Source organism: Clostridium sp. DL-VIII (genome assembly GCF_000230835.1).
GTDB lineage: Bacteria > Bacillota > Clostridia > Clostridiales > Clostridiaceae > Clostridium.
Map to the genome: position 1 here is coordinate 3,661,735 of NZ_CM001240.1, position 23,412 is coordinate 3,685,146.

Sequence of the window (23,412 nt, forward strand, 5' to 3'; positions counted from 1 at the left end):
AAATAAATAAATTATAATAAAAATAAACTATCTGAGTTATCAAAGCTATAAATTTAATAGAACTTTGATAATTAGATAGTTTATTAATTTATTTTATAAAGATATTTATATAAAGGATCTGAATATACCAACAAGCTTACCTAAAACTTTACAATCATCTACTATGATTGGATCCATTGCATCATTTTCTGGTTGAAGTCTAATATGATCTTTTTCCTTGTAGAATCTCTTTATAGTAGCGCTATCGTCAATTAATGCAACTACTATATCTCCGTTTTTAGCATTTTGCGCACTTTCTATAATCGCTAAATCATTATCGTTAATACCTGCATTAATCATGCTCTTTCCAGATACACGCAACATAAAAAGCTCATTATCATGTTTTATATAATCTAATGGTAAGGTAAAAGTATCCTCTATATTTTCAGTTGCAAGTATTGGAAGACCTGCTGTAATCTTGCCCAAGATAGGAATGTTTATCATTTCCCTTTTAGGTGCTGAAAGTTCAGCTATTTCTAAAGCTCTTGGTTTAGAGGGATCTCTTTTAATCATGCCTTTTCTCTCTAATCTTTTTAAATGTCCATGAACGGTTGAAGTTGATCTTAATGATACAGCTTCACAAATTTCTCTAACGGAAGGTGGGTAACCTTTACTTTCTGTATATGTTTTTAAAAATTCATATATCTCTGATTGCTTATCTTTTTCGTCTGACATTACAAACACCTCTCTATTCTTCTAATTATTATAGCATATAATAATTTCTATAGCAAACCTATGTTCTGAGGATTGCATCATCACAGATTTTTGATAAGTCACCATCGTAATATTATTATTCCCATTTGGAGAAAAAAATAGTATTATATTTAATGATGATATAAAGATTAAAATAATTTAAAAGGTGATGTGATAAAAAATGTTTGATATAAAAGTTTTTGAAGATATGAGCACTGAAAGTAAATTAGATAATATGCTGATCATGCTCGAAGGGTTAGTTAGTGATGAAGATTTACCAATAACTAAACTGTGTAATGCCTCTGCCTTAATAAATGCATTAATAGGAAGAATAAATTGGTGCGGATTTTATTTAGTTAATGATAATGCTCTTAAATTAGGGCCATTTCAAGGCATGCCTGCTTGCACAAAAATTGAAATAGGAAAGGGGGTCTGTGGTTTAGCGGCATTAAAAAGAGAAACTTTGTTAGTTAATGATGTACATAATTTTGAGGGACATATAGCCTGTGATGCGGCTTCAAACTCAGAAATAGTTATTCCTATAGTAAGAGATGATAAGCTTATAGGTGTTCTTGATTTGGATAGTGCTGAATTTGGCAGGTTTACAGAACTAGAAAGAAAATATTTAGAAAAAGCAATTTCAATATTGAATAAATATATTGAATGGAATGCTATAATTTAGTTAATAATATTAAAAGTTTTTATAAATAACAAATCATAAATTATTATTTGATTTGATTGATTGTTTTTGGTATAATAAAAATTCAAATATAGATAACGAGGTGTTATAAATGACATATAAATATACCGATGACGACTACTGTGATATTTACGAAAATAAAATTTGTGATAATTGTGGTAAGTGTTTAGAAATAGATGGAATAGATACAAAAGCAATTAAAATAGAAGATATCGCTAAAAGCCAGGAGCAAAACGAGCTATTAGAAGAAGAATTTTTAAATGATTTAAAATCCTCTTTAGATAAGGATGAACTAAGCGAAATTGATGAAGAAAGTCTTGATTTAAAAGATATATATGCTAAGTACGGAAAATCTTCAGATAAGATTATTGATGATGAAGATGACTATGTTGATGCTTTTGAACATATAGAATACTTAGATGGAATGGATATAGATATAGATGAAGCGACCGAAGAACTGTATCCTGGAGTTAGAAGACTCAGAAATAAAATTCAAGAATAATCCTATGAATAGATTTTCGTTTTTTTCACATAATAATTACGTAATAACTTCGATAGAAAGGGTGATTTATTATGAGACGAAAATTTATTTTAGCATTTATGCTATTTTCAATTCTTTTATTCTCAATATCATTATTTGGATGTGGTGATATTAGGGATCATCTAAGAAATAGAACTAATTTTACAAGATTAGACACTACAGATGGTGCTAATAATAATAATATAAATACACCTCGGGGTGGCAATGGTAATAATTCTGCAAATTTGCAAGACGGCACTAATGGAAGCAGAACAAATACCGGGGGAAGCTCAACTGGTTCCAATGGAACAGGAACAAATAACACAGGCGCTACAGATGGAACTAATAATATGCAATTCGCCACTGATACTATGAAATACGGACCTGAGAATTTTAAAAATGATATTTCAAATGCTGGTTATAAAGTTATAGAACTTCCTAATTCTAAAGTTGATTATTTTAAAGGTAACGAAACAGATTATAAATTAGGAGGAGATACAGTAAGACTCTATGAATATAATACAGTTGGAGATTTAGATGCAGATATTAACAGAATTTCATCTGATGGAATGACTATTAGTGGGACTAAAGCGAATTATACCGCAACTAATAAGCCTCATTATTATAGAAAAGGAAATACCCTTATAGTTTATGAAGGTAATGAGCCTGCATATATTGATGAATTTGGAAGATTGTATGGAAATACATTAAGGCCATGATAATATTCAAATAAAAAATTAAAAAGGTTACTATTTTACAAATAGTAATCTTTTTAATTATAAAATTTTTGCAAAAAATAAATAGGAGAGAGTAGATAGGAGAGTTATCCTAAATTCTCGGTCTTTATAATATTGCGTAACTATATGATTTTTTATAATTTTGAAAGTGGATTTGATTTTACAGCATCTCTTAACGAATCATCATCAACATGAGTGTAAATTTGTGTGGTTGAGATGTTAGTGTGTCCTAGAATGCTCTGCAAACTTCTTATATCTACATTTCCGTACTTATACATTAAAGTAGCAGCTGTATGACGTAATTTATGAGGGGTGTATTTATCATCAGTTAATCCAGCATTAGTTATATGTTTTTTTATCATAATTTCAACAGTTCGTTTATTTATTGGAACATTTCTAGAAGATAAGAAAAGAAATTTTTTATTATCCGAAGATGCCTTTGAATCATTTCTAACCTTTAGATAATTTGCTAAAGCCTTTAGACACGCATCATTTAAATAAACAGTTCTTTCTTTGTTCCCTTTACCTATAATAGTAAGTGTATCATCTCTGATTTTATCAAGTTGAATGCTGCAGAGTTCCGAAAGTCTCATTCCGCAATTTAGGAAGAAAGTTAGTATGCAATAATCTCTGTGATAATTCTTATCTTCCTTATTCAAAGATTCTAAAAGATGAATGCTTTGATTTAAGGTAAGATATACTGGATGACGTTTATTTATTTTAGGAGATTCTAATTCTAAAGCTGGATTTTCAGTAATTATCTTTGCTTTTCCGAAAAGAAATTTAAAAAAAGACTTTAAAGTTGCAACCTTTCTAGCTCTAGCATAGGAACTGTTATCTCTATATTTTTCTGTGAAGGAGAGAAAAGCATATAAATCCCTAAGCTTTATGGCTTTTAAAAACTCTGAATCTATAACACTTATATCTATGTCCTCAAATTCTATAGATTCAGAGTTCACCTTGCCTTTGTAGATCATCATAAATCTAAAGAATACAGTTAAGTCAATTCTGTAACCATCTATGGTATTTATTGATGTGCTTCTGATCGTTTCTAAGTAATTTAAAAAATCAACTAAACTTTCTGGTAAATTATTATTTTGAAGAACTTGAATATCATATTTCATATTTTCACCTGTGTTTTTATAAATTAAAAAGCAACAAACGTTTGCTATAAAACAAATAGTTGGCTTTATAGCTGGAACTTTGTACTAATTTAAAAATATTATATCAAATTTCATAAATTAATGCAATTATTTCGCTAAATGTATATTTAGCGAAATAATATTTGAGATTTTTTCTTTATTTTTTATACTTTTATTTTATTAATGTATAATTTTTAAGCTGCAAATTTTCAAATCTTATTTGCCAAGCTTATTTTAAATAAAAAATATCAATTATTTTATATCGAATAATCATTCAGATCATATATGTTATAACGAACTTATTTACATCGATTCATATGACTTTGATTTTAATATGGATTCTGACAAAATTTAAAATTTGAAAATCACTTTATGTTAAGAAACTTACTTTTAATTTACTTTAAAATTTTATGTTTGTTATTTGACCGTTAATTAATATCTACGAAAAAATACATATATTATTTACTTTTAGTATCTCTTTGTTAAAATACTATATTTATCATGAAAGATTCTATTAATACACAGAAATTACCATAGCATTATGTGATATAATATACTAAGTAATATTTTAACATTCAAGGAGGACTCTCGTACATATGGCTAAAGAATCTAAAACTAATGCTATGAGACTTTTGGATAGCTATCAAATAACATATTCAACTCATAGCTATGAAAATAAAGATGGTAAAATAGATGGAGTTGCAGTTGCGCATAAAATAGATAAAGATGTTAATCAGGTATTTAAAACTTTAGTAACGCAAGGTCATTCTAAAGAATTCTATGTTTTTGTTATCCCTGTGAGTGAAGAATTAGATATGAAGAAAGCTGGAAAGGCAGCTGGTGAAAAAAGTATCGAAATGATTCACGTTAAAGATATAAATAAAATTACAGGTTACATTAGAGGTGGATGTTCCCCACTTGGAATGAAAAAAGTTTTTAAGACTTTTATACAAGAAGACGCACTTTTGTTTGATACAATTGTATTTAGCGGTGGTAAAATAGGAGCTCAAATTGAAATGAACCCAAATGAACTTACTAAAGTGATTCCTTGCTCATTTATAGATATAATTAAATAAAGAAAAAGTAAATTTTTTAGCAACCCACTCTCCTATTATTATGACTTGCGCTGATTCAATGATATATGAAATAAATGCTTCCGGTATTAACCTATATTACTCAAAAAACAATAAATCGTCTGCGTAGTTTGAAGTTTACATTCTACTTAAAAACTGCGCAGACGATTTTAAATTTACTTTTCTATATCACTTCTCCAATTAATGAGAACGAATTTGCCTTAACTATTTTTACATTTACTAATTTTCCTATTAGGTCTTCCCCACCTTCAAAATTTACAAGTCTACCATTTCTGGTTCTACCCATTAATTTTGACTCATCATTTTTGCTAGTGCCTTCAACTAGAACTTCGTAAATTTTTCCTTCTGCTTCCTTGTTCCCTTTTGCAATACCGCTATTTACAACCTCTACTAGCCTATTGAATCTTTCATGCTTAACATCGTCAGAAATTTGGTTTTCCATTTTGTCTGCTGGAGTATGGTTCCTCCTTGAATAAATAAATGTGAATGCAGCATCATATTGAACTTCTTTAGCTAACTCCAGTGTCTCATTAAAGTCTTCTTCAGTTTCCCCTGGGAAACCTACAATTATATCTGTAGAGAAAGTTACATCTGGAATTTCTTCTCTTATTTTTTTAGCTAATTCAATATATTGTTCTTTAGTGTAATGTCTATTCATTTCTTTTAAAATTCTGTTTGATCCACTTTGTACTGGCAAATGAATTTGTTCGCAAACTTTATCGCAATCTCTTATAGCATAAACTACATCTAAAGTTAAATCCTTAGGATGAGAAGTCATAAATCTTATTCTTTCAATACCTTCTATTTCATTTACTTTTCTTAAAAGATCAGCAAAAGTTATATTTTCATCTGATCCCTTTCCATATGAATTAACATTTTGACCTAAAAGAGTTACTTCTTTATAACCATTTGCAACCATCTCTTTAATTTCATTTATTATATCTTCAGATTTTCTGCTTCTTTCTCTGCCTCTAACATAAGGCACTATACAGTATGTACAAAAATTATTACATCCATACATTATAGTTACAAATCCTTTAACAGCACTTTTTCTATCTATAGGAATTCCTTCTACTATTTCAGTCTCCTTATTAATAATTTCCTTGATTTGTACACCCTCAGTTTTTACTCTGTTTAGATATTCAGGAAATTTATACGAATTGTGAGTACCGAATATTATGTTAACATAAGGAAATCTCTTTAAGATTTCGTCTGCCATTCCTTTTTGCTGCATCATACATCCACAAATACCTATAACTAAATCTGGATTTTTTTCTTTTTGCTTTTTTAATGCTCCAAGGTTACCAAAAACCTTATTTTCTGCATTTTCTCTAACACAGCAAGTATTAAATATTATTATAGATGCTTCATCTCTATTTTCTGTGCTTTCATATCCCATTATTTTAAGCATAGCTGAAAGTTTTTCTGAATCTTCTTCATTCATTTGACATCCATACGTTTGTATAAAGAAGAATTTTCTTTCATCATTAATTTTTTCATTAGTTAATTGTTCTATATCAAAGTTCATTATTGTTCCTCCGTTTAAAAATCAAGTTCCATAGTATTATATCAAATTATAATTACAAAAGAAAGAGTTGAATTATATAGATGATTAAGGGGCTACACATTACTTTATAGCCCCGCTTTATATTCTAGTGAATGTCTTTATACCAACTTATAAAAGATTGATGTTCTCTAAATCCAATTTTATTATATAAAGACAATGCCTTTTCATTACTCTTTTCAACTCTAATGTATACATTTTTAATAGAATTTTTATGACAAAGATCAATTAAATATCTAACAAGTTTTTCTCCATATCCCTTTTGCCTATATCCATCAAGTATCCCAACATTAACAATTGTATATAAACCTTTGTTTAAAATAACCTGACCATATCCAACGGCTTGTCCATTAGTGTTGCAAACAAAAACTCCAAAACCGCTTAAATAATAATCTTCGTCCTCTTCTCTACAAACGTCTTCTACAGTTAATGGAATTCTATTCTTTTCACTAAAAACTGAATTTTGGATTTTACATCTCAACTCTTCATCCTGTCCTTCTACAAAATGTTTAAATACACATCTGTTATTATTAAATCCATTACATTGATTACTTGTTCTTAACTTCATTAATATATGTTTGGAATTTACATTAAAGTTCAATTTCTTCATTATATAAGATGCTTTTGAATTAGCTAACATATCAAACTTAAAAGCATTAATATTAAAAAAAGATAATATTTTACTACTAATCAAGTCCATATACTCATCCTTTAAATAAATTGCATAAATATTGGAGAATTCTTTATTAGACGGATTTTCATACCAAATGTACCCTATATACTCATCCTTAAACTTAAATAATTTAATTTGTTTTCTTATAAGATATTTTATTATAAATGATTCATCATCATAAATTTCAAAAAAATTTTTATCGCATATATAAGCATCTTCACTTGTCTTATACAAATTCCTAAAATGCTCTATATTAAAAAAAGATAATTTTTCTAAAAAGACCATAATATTTCCTCATTTCACCCAGTTATAAATAAATTATAATTCTTATAATAAGTATAGTCAACTTCCTATATAGCTTAATAGCATATTAATTTTACGTTAAAATATCAAAAGAAATATAAGTAGTAAGTCCCAGTATAAATTTTGTTTAATATAATATACTAAATACACTAGGAAAAAATGCTTCCTTCATAAAATTGAAGGAAGCAAAATATTTTATCTAGCAACAAGAACTAGTTTGCGCTAATATTTTCTAACACCATCTGCTTTTAGAAACTTGTGGTTTTTTGATTTTTCCTTCAAACCCTTTAACTGTATAATGTTCAGTTAATGCATTTGGATCATATGAAATATATCCTCCTTGATAATCAATATAATTATCATTCATCTTATTAGTAGTATGTCCTTTATTTACATTACTCATAATATCCACACTCCTTTTTTAGTTAAAGTAGTATTATATTATAGTAAAACTACTATTTTGAGGTCGAAGTCCATTGATTATTTCCTTCACTTTTTTCATTTTTACGAGTAGATTCGTCTTTATCATAAGTACGTGGTACAGAACTCCACTCATTATCTCCAGCACTCTTTTGATTTGAATTGACACTCCTGCTGCCTGTGGAACATTTACTGTTTAAATCACTATGCTTAGTCGATACCGAATTTAAGCTTTGAAAATTTTTAAAGTTATTTTCTGATTCATTACTCATAATAACACTTCCTTTCACAACAATATATTGTGCACTAATGCTTAGTTTTATCCGTATTTATATTATCCTAGTTTTTCATTTTTATCATAATCTAGATTATTTAATACCTCTAGAAACATATTATACATTTCTACATTCTTATCTTCATCAGAAAGAATTTTTACACCGAAGCATAAAACTAGCACAAAATACATTACAAAAAAGAATGGACCTAGTTTCCTTATATAATCATCCATATATGAAAACAAGCCACTTGCTATTAATCCAGCAAAGAATGAGGCTCCAATTCCGCAACCGCCACTAGTATACGAACCAAGTTTAGATTTAATAAATATTCTTTCCATGCTTACATTCACTATTTTTTCGTTTTTAAACCATTTCTTCACTTTATTGTACATAATAAATTTAGTTTTATCTTTATCATTTGTAAATCTTAGTATCATTTTAAAATCATATTTGTATTTTTTCATTATTTCAGGAGTATATATTTTATAATCTATAGTATTTTTGCTTTCTATTTTTAGAGTATTTAAGGAATAATTCTTTGTTGTTTTTGCAAGATTATTATTCTTCATTTTAATATTTCCTCCAAAAACATTAATTATAAATTATTAGTGTTATAATAAAATATTCAAATTATATTGATAAATTACAAGTTTATTTTTACGATTACAGTTTTACCTCAATTTTATATAATGGTGAATTTATAATTATGTTTAAATTTTAAAGAGTAGAAGTATTTTAACAAAAAAACTGCTACTCTTTAAATTTACTTATCTTAAAATTTTATTATTTTTTAGTATTATCTTTAGGTACATATGTAATAGTATCATCATTTCTAAGCCATGCATTTATTAAAGTCTCCGCTGCTCTTGATGCTTGCTCCTCCGTAAGAGATATTTTCTTCTCATTTGATTTTTCATTCATAAAATTCATCCCCTTAAATATTTTATACTGAAAAATATGATATTTACATATTTTGAATTAATCTAATAACATAACTAAGTGTGTAAAAATCTCTATCTATCTCATACTTAATATAGTTAAGCCCTTCACTTAAAGTATTCTCATCAAACTTTTCGCCTAAAATCATCATTGTCAATGTATTTATCTTTCCATCCTTTGTATCAAAGATTCTTGACTTTTTAATAAATTCATTATCCATTAGTCCAAGCACTAGTTTTTCTAAATCTTCATCTATATTAATATCAGGCATTTCGTCAAAAATACGAATTCCATTTTTAGCTTCACTTATATTTTTAGCCTCAGATAAGTCGCAGCCTACAAAAAAAGTATTTTTAAATGATGCATCTTTAAAATCTACTCCATCTAAATTAACTCCTTCAAATATAGTGTCTTCAAATTTTGCTTCTTTAAATTTACAACCTTTTAAATTTGAACCAATAAATTCAGATCCTTTAAAACTGCATCTAAAAAAATTACATTTTTTAAAGTGAGCTCCTCTTAAACTAGCGTAATCAAAATTTGAATTTGAAAAATTACAATTATAACATTTACTTCTTTTAAGATTTTTATAAATAAAATTTTTATTAGTCTTTTCAGCATTATCATAATAAAAATTTTCTGGTGCGCTTCTATTTGTTGCCATTAGCTCTTTCCTTCCATTAATCGAATTGTTGAATTTTCTGATTTAATCCCCTATTTATTTATATATTAGCATACTTTCATAAAATTATATATACTAGCATAAATTTAAAAATAACAGAACAACTGCATAGACTTAAAATATGTGTTACAGTCATATTTTAAATTATGCAGTTGTTTAATGCTTGTTATGTCCTTAATATTTATTATTTATGGTTATATCTTTGCCTCTAGAAACTCTTTTTGTTCTTAAATCATCTCGCTCTCTTTCAACGTAAGATTTAACTTTGCTTTGAGACAGTTCACCAGTTTGTAAAATTAACTTATCTTTTTTATTTTTGGACAATTGCATCATCTCCTTTCTAATTTATATTATTAGTTAGGAGAGCAAAGTTATGTATGCCTTTTATAGAGAATATAATATAATAACACAAACACGATTTTAAAAACAAAGGGGTCCATAAAATAAAAAGAAATTATTACTTGGTATTCAATTTACCCTCAAGCCAATTTACAAATTGTATAGCAGTTCTTGGGGAACGTGCATTATACCACATTACCCATTTTAGTGCTTCAGCGCGAAGATATTCCTTATCGACTTCAATTCCCCTTGCTTCAACTATTCCATTAACTATTTTTAAATATTCCTTTTGATCAGGTGAATAGAATGATACAGTAATTCCAAACCTATCTGCTAATGATAGTTTTTCTTCTATTGCATCATTAGCATGTACATCGTCTCCTGCTCTTTCACTGAAGGTTTCCTTTACTAGATGCTTTCTATTTGTAGTTGCATAAATTAATATGTTATTAGATCTATTTTCAACACCGCCTTCTAAAATAGTCTTTAGTGCTGAATAGCTCGCCTCTCCTTCTTCAAATACTAAATCATCTACAAATATTATAAATTTTAAATTTTTGTTCTTTAGTATTCGTATTATCTTTGTAAAATCAGCAAGCTTATTTTTATCTACTTCTATAAGTCTTAAACCCTCATCATAGAATTCATTTGTTATAGCTTTAACAGTTGATGATTTCCCAGTACCTCTTGAGCCGTATAACAAAAGATTATTGGCTGGATAACCATTTAAAAATTGTCTTGTATTATCAATTATTATATCCTTTTGATCTTCATACCCTACTAAATCTTTTAATCTTATAGGATCTGGTGTTTCTATACCTCTTAAATATTCATTATTATCCTCATGCTCCCAGACAAAGGCTCTATAATGTCCAAATTCTCCTGTTCCATATTGTTTATAAAATGTCATAATGCTTTCAAGACATTTATCCCACTTTTCTGAGCTTAAAATACTAACTTTTAATTTATCAATTGCTTTCTTGCTATTACAGTGTAATATCTCCTTATCAAAAGCAATTAGATTTTTAACAATATCTTCTTCAAAATCTAAAGGATTAGTTTTATGTAAAATTTCTTCTTTTATACTCTCAGTTTTAATACCACTTATAAATTGAAGGGCGCATAGCTCGTATGAAACTTGAGCTATAATACCATCATTGCCTAAATCATTACGATCAATCATATCTGTAAATGGATTGCTTTCTAGAAACATTAAATCTACAATATACTTCTTTAAAGAGCTTCCATAAGTTTTATTTAACAATCCATAAGCGAAATCATTATATATGCTTATAGCTGTCGTTATTTCTATTTTGTCTGTACTTAGATAATCTAGAAGTATTTTATACTTTTTTATCACTTCATCTTCTTTAAGCTTAGTAAAAATGCATAATGAGTTTATCATTATATTAGCTTTTCTCATGTTTTCTGAATTTGTATACATCTTCTTGCCTCCCAATAATTGTTTTATTGCAAATTGCTTTTATAATTTAAAATATTAAACTATATTATAGCACTTTAACTATCCAATTCCAAATATCAATCTATCTATTCATCTATACTATAAGAATAAGTGGAAATGTTATTGACACATTACTAAATGATGTTATAATATTAATTGCGTTTTATGCGGGTGGGTGAGGGAGATTTGAAAGTTGAGTTGAAAGGATGAAAAAATTATTTAAATTACAAGAAAACAATGTCACATTTAGAAGTGAAATGCTTGCGGCGCTTACATCATTTTTTGCAGCAGCTTACATTATTATTGTAAATGCAAGTATATTAAGTGATTCTGGAATGAATATTAATCCATTAATAATTGCTACGGTGTTTACTTCTGTCGTCGGATGTCTTTTAGTTGCTTTTATAAGTAACACACCTCTAATCATAGTGCCTGGTATGGGCATTAATGCACTATTTACTTACACATTAGTACAAACTTTAGGTCTTTCCTTTTACGAGGCCTTAACCTCGGTGTTTATTGCAGGAATTCTATTTGTAATTATTGCAATAACCCCATTAAGTACCATTTTGGTAAGAGCTATACCTAATAATTTGAAAGAATCTATTACCATAGGTATAGGACTTTTTATCACGTTTATTGGGCTTCAAAAATCTAAATTAATAGTTTCGGATACGACCACATTACTTAAGCTGGGGGATCTTACGAGTCCAGAAGTATTAGCATTTATTATAATTATGATATTAACACTTGTGCTATTTCTAAAGAAAGTACCAGGGAGTTTTCTAATTTCTATTATTTTAGGGACAATGATTTCTGTTTGCTTTGGAATTATCGATATTCATAATGTAACTTATTCCATGCCAGACTTTAATAACTATAAGGACATCTTTTTCCATTTAGATTTTGCTTCTCTTGGGAAAATTAAATTTTGGATAGGAACTTTTTCATTAACGCTAGTACTAGTTTTTGAAAATATAGGAATTATCCAAAGTCAGGTTGCAGGAATGCTAAACAGATCTGAAGCAGCTTCAAAAGCTTTAATTGCAGTATCATTTTCTACTATAACCTCTGCGCTTTTGGGATCTAGTCCAACTGTTTCTGCTGTAGAAGGAACTGCTGGGATATCAGCTGGTGGCAAAACAGGACTTACATCTTTAGCTGCTGGAATTTTGTTTTTAGTATCAATATTCTTTATACCATTAATTTCACTAATTCCAAATGCAGCAATAGCACCAATACTTATTATTCTTGGATGTTTAATGGCTCAAAATCTAAGAAATTTAAATTTTGATGATTTTAGTGAACTCATTCCGAGTTTTATTACTATAATTTCTATACCGCTAACATATAGTATTATAGATGGAATTGCCTTTGGATTTATACTTTATCCTATCTGCAAATTGTGTAATAAAAAAGATAAGCAGCTATCAATATCCATGTATATTACTCCACTAATTTTCTTGTTATATTTTATTGCAAATTCATTTATGCATTAATTCAAATATTAAGAGATCCTATATGTGATCATTTTAATTCACATATAGGATCTCTTTTTTGCGGTTATATTATTCTTCAAATAAATTTTCTCCTATTAATGCAAAACTTTGAAGAAGTAAAAAACATTTAATATCAAACTTTTCATCGCTTTGTATAAGCTTCTTAGCTTCTTCCTGAGAAACTAATATTGCTTCAATACATTCATCGTCTTCTAAATGTTCATCGCTTATTTCGCCTTCACAAATGCAATATACAAAAGCTAATGATTCATCAGTCATGCCAGGTGATACATATACTTTTTCTTTACCTTTATTTTTGATTATATTTACTAATTTTAAACCTGTTTCTTCCATCAATTCTCTACTAATCGTACTCTTAGCATCTTCTCCTGGATCAATAAGACCTGCAGTTAATTCATAAATATAATCATTAATTGGTATTCTGAACTGTTTTATTATGACTAATTTCTTTTTCTCTTTATGAAAGGCTGCAATTATTACAGCATCTACATTATCTTCCTTCTTCTCAAAAAAATTCTTTTGAATAGTATCCTTATCTTTCCTTGAAGCAATGGTCCAAGTTCTAGTATTTCCAACTTTATTTTCATATTCTGCTTCATATAATTTTAAAAATTTAGTTTCCACTAAAGTTCTTATATTTGTAACTTTATTCTTTTTCATATTCTTGCTATCCTTCCTATATATAAGAATCATATTAATCATTTTAGCGTAATACAATTATACTTCAAATTTCCAGGATGTCATACATATAAATAAAAAGAAGGAATAACTTCCTTCTTTCTACAAATTAAATATCTTTTATACTTAGGCTGATTCTCTTATTTTCTTCATCAACACTTAAAATTTTTGCTTTTATTTCTTGACCAACTTTTAATACTTCTGATGGATGTTCTATTCTGCTATGTGAAATCTTAGAAATATGAACTAATCCATCTACACCTGGTTCTAATTCAACAAATGCTCCAAAATCATTAAGTCTTACAACTTTTCCAAGCACTATTGATTCTTCAGGATATTTTTCTTTAACATTTTCCCATGGCTTAGGCATAAGTTCTTTCATGCTTAAAGATAATTTTTTTGCTTCCTTATCAAGACCTATTATCTTAACATCAATTATTTGACCTTCTTTAAGTACATCACTTACATTTTTAACATGATTCCAAGATATTTGAGATAAATGTAATAGTCCATCTATACCATTTACTTCAACAAATGCGCCAAAGTTTGTAAATCTTTTTACTTCACCTTTTACAATATCACCAAGGTTGAATTTCTCCCAAGCCTTAGAATCTTCCGCATCTTTTGCTACTTCTAAAATGATTCTTCTTGATGCCACTATTTTCACTGGATTTTTTAGAGAAAAATCTATTAACTTTACTTCTAGGTTTTTCCCTACGAATTGATTTTTATCCTCAGTAAACCTTATATCGATCTGAGATGCTGGTATAAAGATTCTAACACCCTTATAATCAGCAATTAACCCTTTTTCCTTAGCTTCTTTTATACTAACTTCAAAAGTACTGTTTTTTGCAAACATTTCTTCAAGTTCCTTAAAAGCCTCTTCTCTTTCATATTCCAATCTTGATAATACTACATATCCATCGCTATTTTGTAATTTTATTACCTTAGCTGTAATATTATCTCCAACATTAAGCTTTTCAGAAAGTGTTATAGGATCTTCTTTAGCTGATAACTCAGAAAAAGGAATAATCCCATCTGATTTATATCCTACAAGTGAAACTAAAATAGAATCTCTAGTTTTTGAAAGTATTTCTCCTTGAACTTCATCACCAATAGCAAATCTCTTGTCTAATTCGTTCATTAATGATAATTGATCTTCAAAATTATTATTTTCTGTATTCATAATATCTAGTACCTCCCTAATAATCCAATCTGGTGTTGATGCACCAGCTGTAACTCCTATTTTTTTAATATTATTATTTTTTATTAAATTTTCTGGCAGATCTTTTGCATTTTCAATGTGAATTGTATTTTCACAATTTTCTTTGGCGATTTGATATAATTTAGTTGTATTTGAACTATTTTTTCCGCCAATTACTATCATAGCATCTGTTTCTTTTGATATTTTACTTGCACTTTTTTGTCTGACATCTGTTGCTGCACAAATAGTATTAAAGGCTAATACTTCATTTACACAACTTAAATTTCTTAAAGTTTCTTCCCAATTTTTTAATTTCTCAGTAGTTTGAGCTACTAGACATACCTTATGTGGTACTTTGTCTTCAAAGGTACCATCCTTGGTTATAATGGCTTTATCATCACACCATCCGTTTATACCTATAACTTCTGGATGATTTTTATCTCCTAATATTACTATATGATATCCCTCTTTTGAATATTTCTTAACTTTTTTTTGAATATTCGCTACAAAAGGACATGTAGCATTTATAACAGTTAATTCCTTTTTTTCAAGTGCATCTATAATCGCCTCAGATACACCATGAGATCTTATAACGATTACGTCACCTTTACCCAGTCTACCTATATCTTCAAATTCTATAGAAAAAATATTATTGCTTTCTAGATACTTTACAACATCATTATTATGTATTAATGGTCCTAAAGTATAAATTTTTTTATTATGTTCTTCTTGAATTTTAATGGCCTCATCTACAGCTCTTTGAACTCCAAAACAAAATCCTGCATTTTGAGCTAAAACAACTTCACGCATCGTAGCCTCCTTGCTAGTTTTCTTTTCTTATGTATTCAGTAATTGCATTCACAACCCCATCAATATCTAGACTAGTAGTGTCTATTTCTATGGCATCGTCAGCTTTTCTTAAAGGATCAGCAGCTCTGTGGGTATCAATATAATCTCTATCTATTATGCCCTTTAAAATTTGATCATATGAGCATTCTATGTTTTTAGCATGTAATTCATTAAATCTTCTTTTAGCTCTTTCTTCTGGACTTGCTGTTAAAAAGAACTTGAAACTTGCATCTTTTAAAACAACTGTCCCGATATCTCTTCCATCCATAATTACATCAAATTTATTTGACATCTCCTGTTGAAGTCTAACAAGCATAGCCCTAATCTCCGGAATGCTGGCATAATTTGATACGATACTACTTATTTCTGGTGTTGTTATTTTATCTTGTACATTTTCACCATTTAATATTAAATCATCATTTTCAAAATGCATTTCCATTTCCTTTATTAGAGTGCAAATTTCATCAACATTTTCTGGCTGCAAGTTATTTTCTTTTGATTTTAATGCTACCGCCCTGTACATTGCTCCTGTATTTATATACATTAGATTATATCTCTTACCAACTAATTTTGCTATAGTACTTTTCCCTGCTCCTGCTGGTCCGTCTATTGCTACTGAAATTTTCAAATCGTTCTCCTCATTTCTGTATCCCATAATTTACGTCTACTATAAGATTATATAATTTTTTATCAATTCAAACAAGAAAATATTTTTATCTTGCTAAATATTAGTTCCAGCAATAAAGCCTGTCGAAAAAGCAATCTGAACATTATATCCACCTGTAAAAGCATCTACATCCATTACTTCTCCTGCAAATGAAAGATTTTCGATTATTTTGGATTTCATTGTTGAAGGATCAATTTCTTTTACATCTACTCCTCCTGAAGTCACAATAGCTTCATCAATTGGCCTTAAGCCCTTTATATCAAAAGCTAGTTCCTTTATTGATTTAACCAAATTTTTTCTTTCATCTTTAGTTATCTCATTTACTTTTTTATTTTCTGAAATTCCAGATATATTAATGATCATAGGTATTAACTTCTGAGGTAAAAGATCATCTAAAGAATTCTTGAAGTCTTTATTAATATACTTATTAAAATCCTTTTGAATACGCTTATCTAATTCACCTAGATTTAAACCTGGCTTTAAATCAATATATAATCTATAGCTTTTACCTTTTTCTATGAACCTGCTGCCGCTTAATATAATAGGACCAGAAACTCCAAAATGTGTAAATAGCATTTCGCCAAAATTCTTATAGATAACCTTTTTATCATTTTCTTTAACAGTTACTTCCACATTCTTTAAAGATAATCCCATGAGTTCTTTAGTTTTAGCATCTACAATTTCAATTGGAACTAATGCTGGAGTTAATGGAACAATATTATGTCCTAGCATTTGCGCAAATTTTTGACCTTCACCTCTTGATCCTGTAAGAGGATACGACGCTCCACCTGTTGCTATAATATAATAATCTCCACTTAAAGTCTCTTTATTGTTTATTTCAAGACCTGTTATTATTTTATTTTTTAATTTTATATTTGTTACTCTTGAATTTAATTTAATTTTTACATTTGTTCTACTTAAAGCATTAGCTAAACCTTTTATTATATCTGAAGATTTATCAGACTCAGGAAAAACTCTATCACCACGTTCAATCTTTAATTTAATTCCTTCATTTGCAAAAAAGTCCATAGTGTCATTATTAGTAAAACTATACAATGAACTATATAGAAAATGTGGATTACCAGGAATATAATCAAAAAATTCTGATATATCCTTTGCGTTAGTTACATTACATCTTCCTTTACCAGTAATAAAAAGCTTTCTTCCAAGTTTCTCATTACCATCTAGTAATATTACCTCATGTTTTTTTGCTGCATGTAGTGCAGCCATCATACCTGCTGGGCCTGCGCCTATAACAATAACCTTACTCAATTTTTAAAACCACCTTTATTCAGTTAACAATGTACAATTAACAATTTACAGTTTATGAACAAACTCCAAAGGAGTTTGAAAAATGTATCTATGATTAAGTGTACTAATATAAATAAATTTTCACTTAATGATAATTAGATAAATTTAAATATTAAGAAAAGTCATAGACTTTTCTTCTATAACTGTAAACCGTGAGTTGTAAACCGTTTTAATTATCTGTTGTCTACTTTTTCTGGATACATATCATGATTCATCATTCTATAGTTTGCCATTTCTTCATATTTTGTACCCTTCATTCCATAATTGCAATATGGATCTATGCTTATACCACCTCTTGGAGTAAATTTACCCCAAACTTCTATATATCTAGGATCCATAAGTTTTATTAAATCCTTCATGATTATATTCATACAATCTTCATGAAAGTCTCCATGATTTCTAAAACTAAATAAATATAGTTTTAAAGACTTGCTTTCTACCATTTTTATATTTGGTATATAGCTAATATAAATTGTAGCAAAATCAGGCTGGCCTGTTATTGGACAAAGACTTGTAAATTCTGGGCAATTAAATTTTACAAAATAATCATTATCAGGATGTTTATTCTCAAAGACCTCTAATACGCCAGGATTATAGCCATAATCATATTTTGTTCCTTGGTTTCCCAGAAGTGATAATCCTTCAAGTTCCTTTGATTTTCTTCCGCTTTCACTCATTGTTCTTCTCCTTTAAATAAAACTTTATGCAAAAATTATTTTTTCCTACTCTCTAAATAATGTTCTAATCCTCTTTGTCTAAGCTTACACGCTGGGCATTCTCCACAACCATCTCCGATTATGCCATTATAACAAGTAAGAGTTTTTTCTCTTACATAATCTAATTTTCCAAATTCATCTGCCATTTTCCATGTTTCAGCTTTGTCAATCCACATTAAAGGCGTGTGAACTACGAACTCATAATCCATGGCTAAATTCAAAGTGACATTAAGAGACTTTATAAATACATCTCTGCAGTCAGGATATCCGCTAAAATCTGTTTCGCATACTCCAGTTACAATATGTCGTGCTCCTTTAACTTTTGCAAGTACTCCTGCGAAAGTTAAAAATAGCATATTACGTCCTTCAACGAAAGTTGATGGCAGTGAACCATTTTCACCAGCCTTTATTTCTATATCATCTCTTGTAAGCGCATTTGGTGCTAATTGATTAAGTAATCCCATATCTAATATATGATGCTCTATACCTAATTCTTTAGCTATATCAGTTGCACATTCTATTTCTTTCTTATGCTTCTGATTATAATTAAAAGTAACAGCAATTACCTCATCAAATTCCCTAAGTGCCCAAAATAAACATGTTGTAGAATCTTGTCCCCCGCTAAATACAACTACCGCCTTCTTATTCATATTAAATTCCTCCCAAACTTTTATATATTTCAATTTATTTAGTTTCAAATTAGTTATTTCATAATTAATATAGCTTCCTGCCTTAACATATCATTAGTTTTAAAACTTCCAGTAAAAGTTGTAGTGGTTGTGAGTGTTCCAGGCTTTTTTATACCTCTTGAAGTCATGCATCCATGTTCTCCAGTAATAAGAACACCAACATCGTTGCTGCCTGTAACAAATGAAACAATTTCTGCTATATCGCTTCCTATACGTTCTTGAAGCTGAAGTCTCCTTCCAACCATATCTGCTATTCTTGAAATCTTGCTAAGTCCGATTATCTTTTCTTTAGGTATATAAACTACAGAAACTTTCATATTATACATTAGCGCCAAGTGATGCTCACAGTAACTGTGTATTGGTATATCTTTTACTACAACCATGTTATTATTAATTTCAGAAATTGTATCTTCATTTTCAAAGGTAGTTCCAAACATTTTTGCTATTTCTTCATTTGTATGTGTCATTCCCTCAAAAACTTCTTCATACATTTTAGCAACTCTTTTTGGTGTATCCAATAATCCCTCTCTGTTTGGATCATCTCCCAATGCAATTAATATTTCTCTTATACATTCCTCTATCTTTTTAGTATCTATCTTCTTTGGCATTTTAAAGCCTCCTCACATTATAACCTAATCTAATCGCATGTTTTATTTTTTAATTACTAGGACGATTTCTATTCAAACAATATAAAGTATACTGACCGAATAGAATCTGGAGATAACTATATTTTTAAACTCCCCTTGTATTCTTATTCCAAATAATTTTATGAAGCTGTACCTGCAATTTGACATTGTTTAATTTATTTTCTTTCATAAACTCAACAATATCCTGCATATCTATATTTCCCGAAACAGGACTTAAATAAACCAAGCACTTAGATATCAAGTCATATTTCTTAATTATTTCATAAGCCATTTTTAAATCTTCATGACTGCCGACTACAAATTTATAAACATCATTTTTGCCTACAACTTTTAAATTATTTAAGTTCATTTTATCTGTCATTTTACTGCTTGGTAACTTGAAATCTATAATATAACTTATATTATCATTTAAATGCTTTTTCTTAAAAGGTTCTATATCTACAGATCCATTAGTTTCTATATGTATCTTTAAATTATTATCACAATTTAATACACTTAAAAGTTTATCTATATTTTCTTGAATAAGTGGTTCACCACCAGTCAAAGTAACATTTACTGCCTTATTTTCCTTTATGTAATTGTATATTTCTTCAATACTTAAAAATTCTGAGATATTGCCCTTATCCCATGAATAAGTAGTATCACACCAAGAACATCTTAAATTACAGCCTTGAAATCTTATAAATGTAGCAATTTCTCCTGACGTTGGGCCTTCCCCGTCTATTGATAGAAATTTTTCTATAACATTAAACATTTTTATATACCTCCAATTAATCTTCTGTATATATGCAGCTATTATTTGGAGTTTCAAACAATTCTACTTCACATACAGGCAATCCTTTTTCCTTTAGCCTATTAAAAATATCCCTGGACATTTCCTCTGCTGTTGGCCTGTAAGATACAAAATAGGTATTAAAATCGTTCGTAAGCTCTTTAAATTTTTCGGCTAAAGTTCTGCCTTCCTCATTGTCCTCTAAAATAAGCTTATGGTCAAATATTTCAGCAATTTCTTTTAAAGCCTCTTTAAAATTAGAAAAATCATCAACCATCCCTCTAAGCTGTCCATCTGAATGTAATGTTTCAGACTTTAACTTAACAATTAATCTATATCTATGCCCATGAATATTTGAGCATTTACCATTATAACCACTTAAATAATGGGCCATATCAAATTGTACTTCACTTTTTATTTTAAACATATAATTCTCCTTACTTCACTGTATAATAATTAATTTATTTGTAATTATAATAAAATCTAATAATAAACCTAATTGAATATCTTCCTCATAATAAGTTATCAACAGATTTAACATTATTATGAATTTCTAAGAAATAAAAAAGGCTAATTCTGCATGACTAAAAACTAGCAACACAAAATTAACCTTAAATTCTCTTAAATCTAAAATTAAAATGCCTAGTTTTGTTTAAGGACAGGATGGTCTTAATGAACTGTCCATATGAAATTTACAAGGTCAATAATACCATATTTCGTTTTAATATGCAAACTTTCTGTTACATTATTTAAGTAATGTGCTATAATTATCAAGAAACAATTAATCTTTTCAAAATTTAAGGAGGTCATTTTTTGGAAACCAAACTGGGATTTAGGCATAAATTTGCGTATAGCTTTTTTGATTTTTCCGCCTATAAAGATTTTTTAAAGCAAGGATTAGGAAGATCAATCTTATATATTTTTTTAGTTACATTAATATTTTCGACTCTAACCAATTTCAAAGATGTAGCGTTAATTACTTCGGAGATATCCACTATGCAAAATAATCTTGTTGAAACTGCTCCTGACTTTGAACTTAAGGACGGTTTATTAACAGTTGATTCTAAAGAAACTATTTATTATAAACATACAGGAGATCTTTTATTTGATTTTGTATCGGAGTATGCATCTATATTTAATAAAATGACTTTATTAAATTCTGATACAGGAGATACTTCTGAATCTATTGGCTTGGAAGATGCGGGAACAGATGAAGAAGATGATAAACCTAATTATTATATGATTATTGTCGATACTACTGGAAAAACGAATTCATCGGTTTTAGCTAATTATAAGGATGGTATATTCATTGATTCAAATGGATTTTTTGTTAAAAAGAATTATAGAACAATTGGAAATGCTTCATTTTCTGATTTCAATAGTTTATATGTAAATAATGAAGTTTTTCTAAGCGAATTATCAGGATTAAACATAATTTTGCCGATAACTATCATGTTATTTAAGCCAATATTTAATTTTTGTGATAATTTGATTATAGTTTTTTTATTTTTTGGACCTCTTACGTTATTACTAGGATCGCTTATGAAAGTTAGATTAAACTATTCTAGATCATGCACGTTAAGTTTTTACGCAATGACACTTCCACTATTACTTCAATCTTTATTGCTTATAGCTGGAATATATGTTGATTATTTTTCGGTTATATTTTATATGGTTACGTTGCTCTACTGTGGATTGGCTATAAATGAGCTAAAGGATACTAATAAATCCAATTTAAATTTAATGAAATAATATTAATAGAGTTATATGTATTCGTTAATGTGTTGTACTAAACTAATAAGAGCTGGATAAAATGAACTATTCTTCACTTTATTCAGCTCTTATTTATTGTCTAAAATGTTGTGTAAAGGTAAAGATTGAGGTTATTTTAAATATATCTAGAACTATAATTACATTTGTAAAAAGTAAAATTCCGCAAAATATTTCTTCAAGTTTACTATTAGTTTTAATATTCCCTAATGAAAATTTTTTCTTACTTAAAGGGAAAAACCACGGAAGTCCTCCAATCGTAAAACTATCTAAAATCAAATGCGATAGTATACCAATAAAAATCCCCTTCAAACCAATCAGTATTAATTCCTGCAAAGATGCGCCAATGCTTAATGAATATAGCAGCAAATATAAAAACGGGGCGTGAAATAATTTTCTATGCCCTGCCAGCTTATTTATAGTTTTAGATACGCCTTTAGTTTTTTTACCAATATAGCTGTTTTTATGATCAATGTCAGGAAGTAAACTTCCTAGTACTGCTCCCCCTAAAAATATTATTGAAGGTATTATAGGAACATTTATAATCTTAGAGCCTATAATATAAAGCCCCGCTAATATCCCACCATTTAAATGTGTTTTATAAGTCATCTTATGTACTCCTATTCTTTGTAATCTTTTGTTAAAGTATGTTCATTTTGCTATTATACTATAAATCTTCTAATAAAATAAAATATTCCACTAAAATATTTATTATCTTAGTGGAATATCGTTTCTATCTGTATTTATACTTAGCATTTCATATAAGACATATCATGTGTTAAGTTCACTTCTTTATTGAAATATTGCTTTTACTAGAGCAAGTTTCTTTGGCTTTGCAATTTTTACAACCACAATCACACTTGCCTTTTGAAGAATTCTTAAATGATTTAACTATAATACATCCTGCAATAAATACAATAGCTATGGTAATTGTTATCTCTAACATTTAAAATCACCTTCTTAAATCAATAAAAATATACAATTAATAACGTTATTTTTAAACT

28 protein-coding genes are annotated in these 23,412 nt (G+C 28.4%); 6 read left to right on the forward strand and 22 right to left on the reverse strand.

Annotated elements, in window-relative coordinates; genetic code table 11:
* Positions 1-105: 105 nt before the first annotated feature.
* Positions 106-714, reverse strand: a complete 609-nt coding sequence (gene lexA, locus CDLVIII_RS16935) for a transcriptional repressor LexA (RefSeq protein ID WP_009170671.1) — start codon at positions 712-714, stop codon at positions 106-108.
* A 199-nt stretch (positions 715-913) separates the two neighbouring features.
* Here lexA and CDLVIII_RS16940 point away from each other — a divergent pair, with 199 nt between their 5' ends.
* The 3 genes from CDLVIII_RS16940 (at position 914) to CDLVIII_RS16950 (ending at position 2,671) form a co-directional block, all read left to right on the forward strand.
* Positions 914-1,414, forward strand: a complete 501-nt coding sequence (locus CDLVIII_RS16940) for a GAF domain-containing protein (RefSeq protein WP_009170672.1) — start codon at positions 914-916, stop codon at positions 1,412-1,414.
* 109 nt (positions 1,415-1,523) lie between these two features.
* Positions 1,524-1,934: a hypothetical protein gene (locus CDLVIII_RS16945; protein ID WP_009170673.1), complete on the forward strand. Its 411-nt coding sequence runs from the start codon at positions 1,524-1,526 to the stop codon at positions 1,932-1,934.
* 71 nt (positions 1,935-2,005) lie between these two features.
* Entirely contained in the window at positions 2,006-2,671 is a 666-nt protein-coding gene (locus CDLVIII_RS16950; protein WP_009170674.1) for a hypothetical protein, read from the forward strand.
* A 152-nt stretch (positions 2,672-2,823) separates the two neighbouring features.
* Here CDLVIII_RS16950 and CDLVIII_RS16955 read toward each other — a convergent pair whose 3' ends face one another.
* Positions 2,824-3,813: a tyrosine recombinase XerC gene (locus tag CDLVIII_RS16955; RefSeq protein ID WP_009170675.1), complete on the reverse strand. Its 990-nt coding sequence runs from the start codon at positions 3,811-3,813 to the stop codon at positions 2,824-2,826.
* 614 nt (positions 3,814-4,427) lie between these two features.
* On the opposite strand from CDLVIII_RS16955, the gene ybaK reads away from it, so the two are divergent.
* Positions 4,428-4,907, forward strand: a complete 480-nt coding sequence (ybaK, locus tag CDLVIII_RS16960; RefSeq protein WP_009170676.1) for a Cys-tRNA(Pro) deacylase — start codon at positions 4,428-4,430, stop codon at positions 4,905-4,907.
* A gap of 181 nt (positions 4,908-5,088) precedes the next feature.
* Here ybaK and miaB read toward each other — a convergent pair whose 3' ends face one another.
* The 9 genes from miaB to CDLVIII_RS16990 form a co-directional block, all read right to left on the reverse strand.
* Positions 5,089-6,453, reverse strand: a complete 1,365-nt coding sequence (miaB, locus tag CDLVIII_RS16965) for a tRNA (N6-isopentenyl adenosine(37)-C2)-methylthiotransferase MiaB (protein WP_009170677.1) — start codon at positions 6,451-6,453, stop codon at positions 5,089-5,091.
* Positions 6,454-6,577: 124 nt separating this feature from the next.
* On the reverse strand, positions 6,578-7,447 hold the full coding sequence (locus CDLVIII_RS16970; RefSeq protein WP_009170678.1) for a GNAT family N-acetyltransferase: 870 nt from the start codon (positions 7,445-7,447) through the stop codon (positions 6,578-6,580).
* Between the two features lie 250 nt (positions 7,448-7,697).
* Positions 7,698-7,868 (reverse strand): hypothetical protein, encoded by a 171-nt coding sequence (locus tag CDLVIII_RS31410; protein ID WP_009170679.1) that lies wholly within the window; start codon positions 7,866-7,868, stop codon positions 7,698-7,700.
* A gap of 52 nt (positions 7,869-7,920) precedes the next feature.
* Positions 7,921-8,157 carry a hypothetical protein gene (locus tag CDLVIII_RS16975; protein WP_009170680.1) on the reverse strand — a complete coding sequence of 79 codons (237 nt, stop codon included), beginning with the start codon at positions 8,155-8,157 and terminating at the stop codon, positions 7,921-7,923.
* A 62-nt stretch (positions 8,158-8,219) separates the two neighbouring features.
* Entirely contained in the window at positions 8,220-8,732 is a 513-nt protein-coding gene (locus CDLVIII_RS16980) for a hypothetical protein (protein WP_009170681.1), read from the reverse strand.
* A gap of 214 nt (positions 8,733-8,946) precedes the next feature.
* On the reverse strand, positions 8,947-9,084 hold the full coding sequence (locus CDLVIII_RS31415) for a hypothetical protein (protein ID WP_009170682.1): 138 nt from the start codon (positions 9,082-9,084) through the stop codon (positions 8,947-8,949).
* Positions 9,085-9,127: 43 nt separating this feature from the next.
* Positions 9,128-9,766, reverse strand: a complete 639-nt coding sequence (locus CDLVIII_RS16985; RefSeq protein WP_009170683.1) for a pentapeptide repeat-containing protein — start codon at positions 9,764-9,766, stop codon at positions 9,128-9,130.
* A 192-nt stretch (positions 9,767-9,958) separates the two neighbouring features.
* Positions 9,959-10,108 carry a hypothetical protein gene (locus tag CDLVIII_RS31420; protein ID WP_186005506.1) on the reverse strand — a complete coding sequence of 50 codons (150 nt, stop codon included), beginning with the start codon at positions 10,106-10,108 and terminating at the stop codon, positions 9,959-9,961.
* Positions 10,109-10,241: 133 nt separating this feature from the next.
* Entirely contained in the window at positions 10,242-11,567 is a 1,326-nt protein-coding gene (locus tag CDLVIII_RS16990) for an ATP-binding protein (RefSeq protein WP_009170685.1), read from the reverse strand.
* A 224-nt stretch (positions 11,568-11,791) separates the two neighbouring features.
* Here CDLVIII_RS16990 and CDLVIII_RS16995 point away from each other — a divergent pair, with 224 nt between their 5' ends.
* Entirely contained in the window at positions 11,792-13,084 is a 1,293-nt protein-coding gene (locus CDLVIII_RS16995) for an NCS2 family permease (protein ID WP_009170686.1), read from the forward strand.
* Positions 13,085-13,153: 69 nt separating this feature from the next.
* Here CDLVIII_RS16995 and CDLVIII_RS17000 read toward each other — a convergent pair whose 3' ends face one another.
* The 9 genes from CDLVIII_RS17000 to CDLVIII_RS17040 form a co-directional block, all read right to left on the reverse strand.
* Positions 13,154-13,765, reverse strand: coding sequence for an NUDIX hydrolase (locus tag CDLVIII_RS17000; RefSeq protein WP_009170687.1), 612 nt, complete (start codon positions 13,763-13,765; stop codon positions 13,154-13,156).
* Between the two features lie 127 nt (positions 13,766-13,892).
* On the reverse strand, positions 13,893-15,797 hold the full coding sequence (locus CDLVIII_RS17005; protein WP_009170688.1) for a bifunctional 4-hydroxy-3-methylbut-2-enyl diphosphate reductase/30S ribosomal protein S1: 1,905 nt from the start codon (positions 15,795-15,797) through the stop codon (positions 13,893-13,895).
* A gap of 13 nt (positions 15,798-15,810) precedes the next feature.
* The gene (gene cmk / locus CDLVIII_RS17010; RefSeq protein ID WP_035301831.1) at positions 15,811-16,464 is read right to left on the reverse strand and encodes a (d)CMP kinase; all 654 of its coding nucleotides are present in this window, start codon (positions 16,462-16,464) and stop codon (positions 15,811-15,813) included.
* A gap of 93 nt (positions 16,465-16,557) precedes the next feature.
* The gene (locus tag CDLVIII_RS17015; protein WP_009170690.1) at positions 16,558-17,775 is read right to left on the reverse strand and encodes an NAD(P)/FAD-dependent oxidoreductase; all 1,218 of its coding nucleotides are present in this window, start codon (positions 17,773-17,775) and stop codon (positions 16,558-16,560) included.
* Between the two features lie 212 nt (positions 17,776-17,987).
* Positions 17,988-18,491 carry a preQ(1) synthase gene (queF, locus tag CDLVIII_RS17020; RefSeq protein ID WP_009170691.1) on the reverse strand — a complete coding sequence of 168 codons (504 nt, stop codon included), beginning with the start codon at positions 18,489-18,491 and terminating at the stop codon, positions 17,988-17,990.
* Positions 18,492-18,526: 35 nt separating this feature from the next.
* Complete coding sequence (gene queC, locus CDLVIII_RS17025; protein ID WP_009170692.1) at positions 18,527-19,180, reverse strand: 7-cyano-7-deazaguanine synthase QueC; 654 nt, start codon at positions 19,178-19,180, stop codon at positions 18,527-18,529.
* A 53-nt stretch (positions 19,181-19,233) separates the two neighbouring features.
* The gene (folE, locus tag CDLVIII_RS17030; RefSeq protein ID WP_009170693.1) at positions 19,234-19,827 is read right to left on the reverse strand and encodes a GTP cyclohydrolase I FolE; all 594 of its coding nucleotides are present in this window, start codon (positions 19,825-19,827) and stop codon (positions 19,234-19,236) included.
* 124 nt (positions 19,828-19,951) lie between these two features.
* Positions 19,952-20,620: a putative 7-carboxy-7-deazaguanine synthase QueE gene (gene queE, locus CDLVIII_RS17035; RefSeq protein WP_009170694.1), complete on the reverse strand. Its 669-nt coding sequence runs from the start codon at positions 20,618-20,620 to the stop codon at positions 19,952-19,954.
* 16 nt (positions 20,621-20,636) lie between these two features.
* Positions 20,637-21,065, reverse strand: a complete 429-nt coding sequence (locus CDLVIII_RS17040; protein WP_009170695.1) for a 6-carboxytetrahydropterin synthase — start codon at positions 21,063-21,065, stop codon at positions 20,637-20,639.
* Positions 21,066-21,451: 386 nt separating this feature from the next.
* Here CDLVIII_RS17040 and CDLVIII_RS17045 point away from each other — a divergent pair, with 386 nt between their 5' ends.
* Positions 21,452-22,390, forward strand: coding sequence for a DUF1189 domain-containing protein (locus CDLVIII_RS17045; RefSeq protein ID WP_009170696.1), 939 nt, complete (start codon positions 21,452-21,454; stop codon positions 22,388-22,390).
* A 93-nt stretch (positions 22,391-22,483) separates the two neighbouring features.
* Here CDLVIII_RS17045 and CDLVIII_RS17050 read toward each other — a convergent pair whose 3' ends face one another.
* Together CDLVIII_RS17050 and CDLVIII_RS30025 are read right to left on the reverse strand one after the other, a co-directional pair.
* A complete protein-coding gene (locus CDLVIII_RS17050) occupies positions 22,484-23,017 on the reverse strand; it encodes a metal-dependent hydrolase (protein WP_009170697.1) in 534 nt (177 codons plus the stop codon).
* 175 nt (positions 23,018-23,192) lie between these two features.
* On the reverse strand, positions 23,193-23,354 hold the full coding sequence (locus CDLVIII_RS30025; protein ID WP_009170698.1) for a FeoB-associated Cys-rich membrane protein: 162 nt from the start codon (positions 23,352-23,354) through the stop codon (positions 23,193-23,195).
* Positions 23,355-23,412: the final 58 nt, after the last annotated feature.